We start from the raw sequence: 8,972 nt of genomic DNA on the forward strand, positions 1-8,972 counted from the left end.
TCGTTTACGGGCACCGGAATCGGCCGCTCACCTTATTGACATCCGCTTTTTTCGGCGGAAGCTCAGAAAAGGGAAGAACCGCCATTCCGATCATTGATGTCAGATCATTTATTGATCCAATGGAGTGATCGCCATGTCTGATGGCACGGACACGTCCCCCTTCGGCCGGCTGGCGGTACGCGGCCCCCACGCCCAACCGGTCCCCGACGAGATCGGCTGGGCCGTCGACATCATCGTGGCCTATCTCAACGGGTTCACCGACGGCGCCCGCAAGGCGAGCGAGCTGCAAACCAAGCCGATCGACGACGATGCGCCGGCGCCCCAGGGCCTGCCGGCACCTGCGGGCAGGAGCGCCAAGGAGACACGGGCCAAGGTGGAGGCGGGCCTGGCGGCCATGACCGATGATCTGGGCTCGTCCGCCGGGGGCCGGCCGTGCACCATCGTGACCGGGCGGCTGGTCCGCAGCGGCATGGACGTCGTCCTGCTCTGGGGTCCCGGCGCCGCCGAGTGGCTCGAGCTGGCGCTGAAGCCGAAGAAGAAGAAATGAAGGAGTCGCGGTACAACACCTGGCTCGACGACGGTCCCACGACGTACGTCCACAACGGCTTCTCCGGCCGTACGGTGTCGATGCCGTTGTCGCAGCGTGAACCGACCCGCCGTTTCATCGCGGGCGACGACACCGTCACGATCGACCCGGCGCTCATCGACACCCTGGTCGACGCCCGCGCGATCGTGGCCGACCACGCCGACGAACTCGACCTGCTGCGGCAGCGCTACGAGCGGACGCGGCGCAATCGCGGCCGGTTCCACCTGACCATCGTGCCGAGTCTCGGCTGCGACCTCGACTGCCCCTACTGCTTCGAGGCCAAGCATCCGTCACTGCTGGACGACGACGTCGAGACCAGTCTGCTGCGCCTCGTCGATCAGAAGCTTTCCGCCGTACGCTCCCTGGGCGTGCTCTGGTATGGCGGCGAGCCCCTGGTGGGCCTGAAATCGCTGCTCAGCCTCTCGGACAACTTCATCGCGCGCTGCTCGGCGGCCGGTGTGGCCTACGCCGCCGAGATCGTCACGAACGGTCATCTGCTGACCGCGCCGACCGCCCGGCTCCTGCGTGAACGGCGGGTGGAGGCCGCGCAGGTCACCATCGACGGCCCGCCCGAGGTGCACGACCGCCGCCGCCCGCTCGCCGGTGGCCGCGGCACCTTCGAGCAACTGCTCGCCAACGTCACCGCCGTCGCCGGCATCCTCGACGTGACCGTGCGGGTCAACCTGGACACCGCCAACGTCGGCGAGGCGCCGCGGCTGCTCGAGATCCTGGCCGCGGCCGGGCTGGCCGGGCGCATCGGCGTCTACGCGGCGCAGGTGGTCGCGACGACGGCCAACCCGCTCGCGCCGAGCGCCCGCTATGCGACCGCCTGCCTGTCGAGGACCGGGTTCGCGGAGGCCGAGGAGCAATTCACCGAAGCCGCAGCCCGACTCGGCTTTGTCACCGCCGGCCTGCCCGAGCCGACCGGCGCGCCGTGCACGGCGGTCCGCGACAACGAACTGGTGATCGGGTCGCGGGGCGAGATCTACAAGTGCACGGAGACGATCGGCGATCCGGCCGAAGTGATCGGCAATCTGCGGAACTGGCCGCAGGCGGGTGATCGATTGTCGAAATGGCTGACGTACGACCCGTTCGGCGATCCGGAATGCCGGACGTGCGTCGCCCTGCCGGTCTGCATGGGCGGTTGTGCGTACCATGCGATGACCTCGGCCGCCCCCGACACCCGCTGCTCGACCTTCCGGCTCCGCACCGAGCAGCAGATCCGCCGGGTGGTCACGGGGCGAAGAGGCCCGTCAGCCCTCCGCTCGCCGACTGCCGGGCCATCGTGAGCTGACCGGCCGCGACGCGTTGTTCCTCGGCCAGCACCTCGGCCGCCACGCCGGCGACGTGTGCCTGCTGCCGCAGCCGCACGGCCTCGGCGGCGGCGGTCTCGTACTGGCGGCGGGCGTGCTGCACGGCGTCCTCACGCACGTCCAGGCCGGTGCCGGGCACCTGCTGCCAGATGGCGTCCAGCTGGGCGGCCGAGAGATCACCGCGCCCGTACGCGTCCAGGGCCGCCCGTTCCACCAGCCGCCACGGCTCGTCCTCGTCGGGGCGCGGGCCGTACTGCGCTTCGCGGTAGCGGTACTCGGCCTGGTCCCGTACGCGCTCGGCCGAATCCACCCGCCGCCGCGCGTCGTCGGCCTCCGCCCGGGCCCGCTGCGCCGCCGAACCGACCGCCTCGGCCTCGGCCGCCATGTCCTCCAGCGGCAGATTCACCACCGGCGCCGAATCGGCGGCCTGAGCGTGCTGGCGCCGGGCGAGCCAGGCCAGGAGGGCCAGAAGAGCGACGCCGAGCAGGAAACCGGTGGTGATGATCAGTGGAACCATGCGTCCGGGTTTAACCGGGGCGCGCATCGTGAAACACCGATTTACGATCGGGCGCATGAGTCCACGGAGCCTGACCCAGGTCGAGGCCGAGGAGCGCGCGGCCCTCGTCGACGTCGACCGCTACGACATCGCCATCGACCTCACCGACCTGCCGACCGGCTCGACCGTGGTCTGCGTGTCGACGGTGACCTTCACCTGCCGCGAGCCGGGCGCCGCGACGTTCGCCGACTGCGTGGCGCCGGTCATCTCGGCGACCCTCAACGGCGAGCCGCTGCCGCCGGCGGTCGACGGCCGCATCCCGCTTCCCCGGCTCGCCGAGCACAACGTGCTGCGGGTCGAGAGTGTGCAGGCCGACACCACCGACGGGCCGGGGGTGCACAAGGCGGTCGACCCGGCCGACGGCGAGGTCTACGTCTGGACGACGTTCGCGCCCGACGAGGCCCGCTACCTGTTCGCCTGTTTCGACCAGCCCGACCTCAAGGCGCCGCACGCGTTCGTCGTGACCGCGCCCGAGGCGTGGAAGGTGGCCTCCAACACCGGTTCTCCCCAGATCGAAAGGCTTGCGGGTGTACGCCGGTGGAGCTTCCCGGACACCCCGGTGCTCGCCACCTACAACTGTGTCGTCAACGCCGGCCCGCTGCACGAGGTGCGCCGCGAGGCCGGCGGTTACGACCTCGGCCTGTTCTGCCGCCGATCGCTGGCCCCGATGCTCGACCGTGACGCCGACGAGATCTTCACGGTCACCGCGCAGGGCCTGAAGTTCTACGGCGACGTCTTCGCCATGCCGTTCCCGCAGCACAAGTACGACCAGATGTTCATGCCCGACTTCGGCGGCGCGATGGAGAACTGGGGCTGCGTCACCTGGGAAGACTCTTTCCTGCGGCGTTCCGAGCCGACCCCGGCCGAGCGGCAGGCGCTGGCCGTGGTGCTGCTGCACGAGATGGCGCACATGTGGTTCGGCAACCTGGTGACGATGCGCTGGTGGGACGACCTGTGGCTGAACGAGGCGTTCGCCGAGTTCGCCTGCTACTGGGCGGCGGTCGGCGCGACCCGGCACACCGACGCCTGGGTCGAGCTGCTCGCGACCGGCAAGCTGGTGGCCTACGTGGTCGACCAGGGCCCGGTCTCGCATCCGATCCGCCAGCCGGTGCGCGACGTCGCTCAGGCCTCCTCCATCTTCGACGCGATCACCTATCCCAAGGGCGCGGCGGTGCTGCGGCAACTGATGACGTACGTCGGTGAGGAGAACTTCGTCACCGGCATGCGCGCATACTTCGCCCGCCACGCGTGGGGCAGCACGACTTTGCAGGATCTGATCGACGCCTTGGCCGCGACGTCGGGCCGCGACCTGGACACGTGGCGGGCCGGCTGGCTGGAGACGGCCGGGGTCGACCGGTTCACGTTCGAGCCGGGCACGCTGACCGGGCGGGGTCCGGCCGGCCCGCCGCGACCCCAGGTGCTCGCCGTCGGCTCCTACGTTTTCGACGGCGACGACCTGCGACGTACGGCGCTGGCCCCGCTCGACGTGCAGGGCGCCTCGACCGCCGTCGACCTGCCCCCGGAGGCCGACTTCTATCTGGTCAACGACGAGGATCTGACGTTCGCCACGGTCCGCCCGTCGGCCCGCGACCGCGCGACGCTGGTGAACTCCGCCGGCGCGTTGCCGACCGCGGTGTCACGTGGTGTCGCCGTGTCGACGGTCTGGGATATGCTGACCACCGGCGACGCGACCCCGGACGAGGCGCTGAGCTGCCTGATCTCCGTGCTCGACCGCGAGACCTCGGACGCGGTGATCGAGCCCTACCTGCATCTGGCCGGCGACGCGGCCGAGTTCTGGGCCGGCGACGACCGCCTGATGGGCGACTTCCACGCGCTGTGCACGAGGCTGGCCGGGCAGCCGGGCCGCGAGCAGGTGGGTCTGCGCGGCATGATCCGGTCGGCACCCGATCTCGACACGATCGACCGGCTGCGCGAGCGGGCCGGCAACGACGTCGACCTGCACTGGCGTGCCCTGATCCGCGCGGCTCAGCTGGGTGGTGAGACCGATTCCGCCGTACGGGATCTGCTCGCGCGTGACCCCGACCCCGACGCCACCTATCGGGCCCTCGCGGTGCGGGCGGCCCGCCCCGACGCCGGTGAGAAAGCGGCGGTCTGGCAGGTGCTGGCGGTCGACCGGGCGGTGCCGATCGGGTCGACCGGCGCCGTCGCGAACGCGTTCTGGCGGCCCGGGCAGGAGACGATCCTGGCCCCGTACGGGGAAAAGTATTTGACCCTTCTACCCGATCTGGGGCGCAGTGGCCTGGTGCCCTCGGTCGTCTATCCTGGCCGGCTGATTCCGCGCTTCGGTGTCGGGGCCGACTTCCCCGACCGGGCCGACAAAGCCGCCGCCGACGCCACGCCGGTGGTCCGCCAGGGCGTGCTCGAGTATGCCGACCTGCTACGCCGGATGATCCGCGCCCGAGCCTGACCAGGGTCTCGCTCGTTGCCTGATTAGAGAGTTGTCACATCACAGGAAGCTCCCAGCCGACGTCCTCACTATTTTGATCAATTTTGTTGTAAAGTCCCTGGACGCCACGCCAGTCAAGATCATTTCCGCCGGCGACCCCGCGATTTCGTACGCAAAGGACTCGGGCTCCGACGATGTTCAACAGCGCAGTCATGTACGCCAAGCAACACCTGCCGGAGCCGGTGCGCGTCCTCGCGCGCCGGGGGCAGCTCGAGGCGTACAACGCCCGGCTGCGCATGACCGTGCCGGTGGCGACCCGGGCCGACGTCGAAAACATCTACCACTGCGCGGTCCGCAAGACCGCCAGCCAGTGGATCAAAGAGGTGTTCAGCGACTCGCTCGTCTACAAACACTCCGGCCTGCTGACGTACGACCCGCGCTTCTACGGCTGGAAGCACCCGCGCGTCGTGCCGCCGAACCGCATCGGTTTGTCGCTGTTCTTCCCCCGCGCGCGTTTCGACAAGATGCCGAAGCCGGAGAAATACCGCGCCTTCTTCGTCATGCGCGACCCGCGCGACATGGTCGTCTCCAGCTACTTCTCCACGCGCAACTCCCACGGCCCCATGGGCGACGTGCTCGAACAGCGCAAGGTGCTGATGGAGCTGCCCCGCAAGGAGGGCATGCTCTGGCTGATCGGCGACATGGCCAAGAAGAACCGCTTCGGCGCGATCCGCTCGTGGGTCGACGCGCCCCAGTCGCCCGAGGTCAAGCTGGTCAAATACGAGGACCTGACCGGCGACAACCAGTCCGACGAGATGGCGGCCCTGCTCAGCCACTGCGGCATCAATCTGCCGCCGGACGCCCTCGAGACGGTGTTGTCGCGCTACAGCTTCGCGAAGATGAACGAACGCAAGGGGACGTCGACGGTCTCCCACTACCGCAAGGGTCAGCCCGGAGACTGGGCCAACCACTTCGACGACGACATCTACGAGGCCTTCAACAAGGTCACGGGAGATCTCGTCGAGCGGTTGGGCTACCCGTCCTACCAGCAAAAGTAGTCCCGCCGACCTCCTCCGACGCGCGGCCGCCAGTCTTCTCGTGCCGGCCCTTCCGGCGCACGGCCGCGAGCCCTCCCCGTGCCGGCTTTCTCTGCGCGCGGCCAGCCCCTCCCGTTCCGACCCTTTCCGGCGCGCTGCCGCCAGCCGTTCCTGTGCCGGCCTTCTCTGGCGCGCGGTCACCAGCCTGTCCCGGGCTGACCTTTCCGGCGCGCGGTCACCAGCCTGTCCCGGGCTGACCCCTTCCGGCGCGCGGCCACCACCCTCTTCCGGCGTGTGGCGGCCGCTCTCTTCGCTGCCTATGGGGCTCGGAACAGGCGGCCCAGCTGGTCCTCGAGGATACGGAGCGCCGCTGCGCCGTTCCGCTGACCGCCCAGCACGCTCGAACCCAGCCCGTTGGTCAGCGCGACCAACGCGGCCGCGGTCAGCGGCGGGTCGACGTCGGCCGCGACTTCGCCCGCGTCCTGAGCTGCGGCGATGTGCCGGGCCAGCAGCGACTCCAGCTTGTCGGGGTAGGTGGCACCGTGACGCTCGCCCATCTCCGGCTCGCTGAAAACCAGCGTGTAGAAGCCGGTGTACGCCCGCGTCAGCCGCACACTCTCGTCGTCCGTCGGCAGCACAGCCGTGAGCGTGCCGTAGACGACCGTGCGCGGAGTCACCGGACCGAGCGCGCGGATGCTCGCCGAGACCCGCTCGGTGAGCTGCTCGCCGAGGTAGGCGAGGGCGGCCAGCAGCAATGCCTCCTTGGTGTGGAAGTAGTACTGCACGAGCCGCAGCGAGACCCCGGCCTCGGCCGCCACCTCCCGCATGGTCGCCGACTGCAGGCCACGCGTGCTCGCGATCCGCAGCAGCGCCTCACCGATCTGCCGCCGCCGCTGCTCATGGTCCACCCGTTTCGGCACATCAATGATGATACGCATGTATCACATTTCGTGGTACGGTCGTATCAGAAAAGCACGGCCACCCTGTCGGTCACCTTCGGCCACCTCTCCCGCGGCGTCGGTGACCGGCACGTACGCATCCGAGAGCACGTGCACCGGAGGCCCAGATGCCCGTCGGCGAGTTCCGCAACGATCAGGCCCGCGACCGTTTCCTCAGCGTCTACGACGACCTCGTCGACCGGCTCTGGCCGTCGTCCTCGGTCCCGTCCGACGTGGACACCAGCTTCGGCACGACCCGGGTCCACCGGCTCGGCTCCGGCGACGGAAGCCCCTTCGTCCTGCTCCCCGGCTCGGGCGGCCCCGCGCTGATGTGGCACGCATATGTCGGCACCCTCGCCGCCTCCCGCCCCGTGATCGCGATCGACACCATCGGCGAGCCCGGCCCGTCCGTCCAGACCCGACCCCTCACAAGCGGCGACGAGTGGTCCCAGTGGCTGCGCGAAACCCTGACGGCGCTGGGCGTCGACCAGGCCCACCTGGTCGCGACGTCGTACGGCGGCTGGATCGCCCTGTGTCACGCACTGCGCGCCCCGCAGTCGGTAGCCAGCCTCGCCCTGCTCGATCCCGGCGGTTTCGGCCAGGTCAGCCCGAAGTTCCTGGCCTGGATCATCGCCGGCGGCCTGGCCAGCTTCACCCCCCGCCCGGTCCGGCACGCCCTGGCCCGCCCGCTACGCAACGTGACCCTCCGCGACGACAACGCGATGCCCCTGGTCAAGGCCACGTTCGGCTTCCGCCGCCGCCACATCATGCCCACCCCATTGACCGACCAGGAGCTGAACCGAATCACGGCTCCCACGCTGCTCCTGCTAGGCGGTCACAGCCAGCTCTACAACGCCCGCGAAGTGGCAGCCACCGTAACCACCCACATGCCACACGCCACCGCCGAAATCATCCCCGAAGCCGCCCACGACGTGGTCCTGTGGCGCCCCGAAGAGCTGGCCCAGCGCATAGTCACGTTCGCCGCCAACACTCCCAGCCGAACCTGACACCCCCTGCCCCGCCACCACCGCTCTGCGCCTCCCCGCCACGCACGCGCATCGCCCCCGAACGTCGCCCTCACGCGTATGCGCACGCCACTTCGCGGGTCGCCCTCACGCCGCCTTCGCACGCCACCTTCGACGCCGCCTTCGCGCGTCGCCCTCATTCGCCACCCCTCGAACGTCGCCTTCGCGCGTCGCGCCACCCACGAACGTCGCCCTCACGCGTATGCGCACCGCCACCTCGCACGTCGCCCTCACACGCCGCCCTCGAACATCGCCTTCGCCCGTCGCCTTCGCATGCCACCCGAGCGCGTCACCCTCACGCGTCGCCTTCGCATGCCACCCACGCGCGTCGCTCTCACACGCCGCCTTCGCATGCCACCCGAGCGCGTCACCCTCACGCGTCGCCTTCGCACGCCACCCACGCGCGTCGCTCTCACACGCCGCCTTCGCATGCCACTTCGCGCGTCCTCTTCGCGTGGTTCGCCCCCGCGCGCAGCCGGAAGGTGCACGCGGGGCGATCCGGGAACGGTGGCTCAGGCAATGCCGGCCAGGGCCCGTCCGGCCAGGCCGAGGCCGACCACAATGATCAGCGCCGCGGTAGCTGGTGGCGAGATGGCCTGCCAACGGCGGGCCAGGCGCCAACGGCCCTGGAAGCGATCACGCAGCCGAACGAGCAGGAGCCCGGCCGCGGTGAGCGTCGCCGCCATGCCAAGTCCGTAGGCGATGACCAGCAGGACTCCGAACACGGTGCGTCCCAGCGCAGCCGCGCCCAGAAGCACAATCAGCGCAGACGGACTCGGCACCAGCCCACCAGCCACCCCAAGCCCCGCGATCCCCCACTTCCCCGGCCCATGATCGTGCGAGTGTCCGTGACCGTGCGGATGTGCGTGACCGTGCGGATGTGCGTGCCCGGCAGCTTCGCTCACGTCGTACGCATGCGCATGGCCGGACGCAGCCTCGGCGTGCGAATGCGCGTGGCCGAGCGTCGCGTCGTTGCGCGAATGCGCATGAACGAGCAATCCGCTGTCGTGCGAATGCGCATGCCCGGACGCCACCTCGTCGTCCGAAAGCACATGACCGGACGCTGCGTCGTTGCGCGAATACGCATGAACGAGCAATCCGCTGTCGTGC

Annotated in this window: 8 protein-coding genes; 5 read left to right on the plus strand and 3 right to left on the minus strand. The window is 69.9% G+C overall.

Features of this window, described 5'->3' with window-relative positions; all coding sequences use genetic code 11:
* Positions 1-133: 133 nt before the first annotated feature.
* Positions 134-547: a hypothetical protein gene (locus JIG36_RS36825; RefSeq protein ID WP_203381056.1), complete on the plus strand. Its 414-nt coding sequence runs from the start codon at positions 134-136 to the stop codon at positions 545-547.
* Positions 544-1,875 (plus strand): radical SAM/SPASM domain-containing protein, encoded by a 1,332-nt coding sequence (locus JIG36_RS36830; RefSeq protein WP_203381057.1) that lies wholly within the window; start codon positions 544-546, stop codon positions 1,873-1,875. Before JIG36_RS36825 ends, JIG36_RS36830 begins: the two co-directional genes overlap by 4 nt.
* On the opposite strand, the gene JIG36_RS36835 is transcribed toward JIG36_RS36830, so the two are convergent.
* Entirely contained in the window at positions 1,820-2,416 is a 597-nt protein-coding gene (locus JIG36_RS36835) for a hypothetical protein (RefSeq protein ID WP_203381058.1), read from the minus strand. The genes JIG36_RS36830 and JIG36_RS36835 overlap by 56 nt on opposite strands.
* 55 nt (positions 2,417-2,471) lie before the next feature.
* Here JIG36_RS36835 and pepN point away from each other — a divergent pair, with 55 nt between their 5' ends.
* Both pepN and JIG36_RS36845 read left to right on the plus strand, forming a co-directional pair.
* A complete protein-coding gene (pepN, locus tag JIG36_RS36840; RefSeq protein ID WP_203381059.1) occupies positions 2,472-4,883 on the plus strand; it encodes an aminopeptidase N in 2,412 nt (803 codons plus the stop codon).
* A gap of 173 nt (positions 4,884-5,056) precedes the next feature.
* Positions 5,057-5,920, plus strand: a complete 864-nt coding sequence (locus JIG36_RS36845; RefSeq protein ID WP_203381060.1) for a sulfotransferase domain-containing protein — start codon at positions 5,057-5,059, stop codon at positions 5,918-5,920.
* Positions 5,921-6,216: 296 nt separating this feature from the next.
* Here JIG36_RS36845 and JIG36_RS36850 read toward each other — a convergent pair whose 3' ends face one another.
* Complete coding sequence (locus JIG36_RS36850; protein ID WP_203381061.1) at positions 6,217-6,819, minus strand: TetR/AcrR family transcriptional regulator; 603 nt, start codon at positions 6,817-6,819, stop codon at positions 6,217-6,219.
* A gap of 146 nt (positions 6,820-6,965) precedes the next feature.
* Here JIG36_RS36850 and JIG36_RS36855 point away from each other — a divergent pair, with 146 nt between their 5' ends.
* Complete coding sequence (locus JIG36_RS36855; protein ID WP_203381062.1) at positions 6,966-7,844, plus strand: alpha/beta fold hydrolase; 879 nt, start codon at positions 6,966-6,968, stop codon at positions 7,842-7,844.
* Between the two features lie 530 nt (positions 7,845-8,374).
* On the opposite strand, the gene JIG36_RS36860 is transcribed toward JIG36_RS36855, so the two are convergent.
* Positions 8,375-8,972, minus strand: a 598-nt coding sequence (locus JIG36_RS36860) for an urease accessory protein UreH domain-containing protein (protein WP_203381063.1), incomplete at its 5' end; no start/stop codon positions are given.

This window comes from Paractinoplanes ovalisporus (genome assembly GCF_016834655.1).
Lineage (GTDB): Bacteria > Actinomycetota > Actinomycetes > Mycobacteriales > Micromonosporaceae > Actinoplanes > Actinoplanes ovalisporus.

Bases quoted from the DNA above. Each gene is read 5' to 3' on its own strand.
- JIG36_RS36825 (WP_203381056.1), top strand. From the start codon at position 134: ATGTCTGATGGCACGGACACGTCCCCCTTCGGCCGGCTGGCGGTACGC.
- JIG36_RS36830 (WP_203381057.1), top strand. From the start codon at position 544: ATGAAGGAGTCGCGGTACAACACCTGGCTCGACGACGGTCCCACGACG.
- JIG36_RS36835 (WP_203381058.1), bottom strand. From the start codon at position 2,416: ATGGTTCCACTGATCATCACCACCGGTTTCCTGCTCGGCGTCGCTCTT.
- pepN (WP_203381059.1), top strand. From the start codon at position 2,472: ATGAGTCCACGGAGCCTGACCCAGGTCGAGGCCGAGGAGCGCGCGGCC.
- JIG36_RS36845 (WP_203381060.1), top strand. From the start codon at position 5,057: ATGTTCAACAGCGCAGTCATGTACGCCAAGCAACACCTGCCGGAGCCG.
- JIG36_RS36855 (WP_203381062.1), top strand. From the start codon at position 6,966: ATGCCCGTCGGCGAGTTCCGCAACGATCAGGCCCGCGACCGTTTCCTC.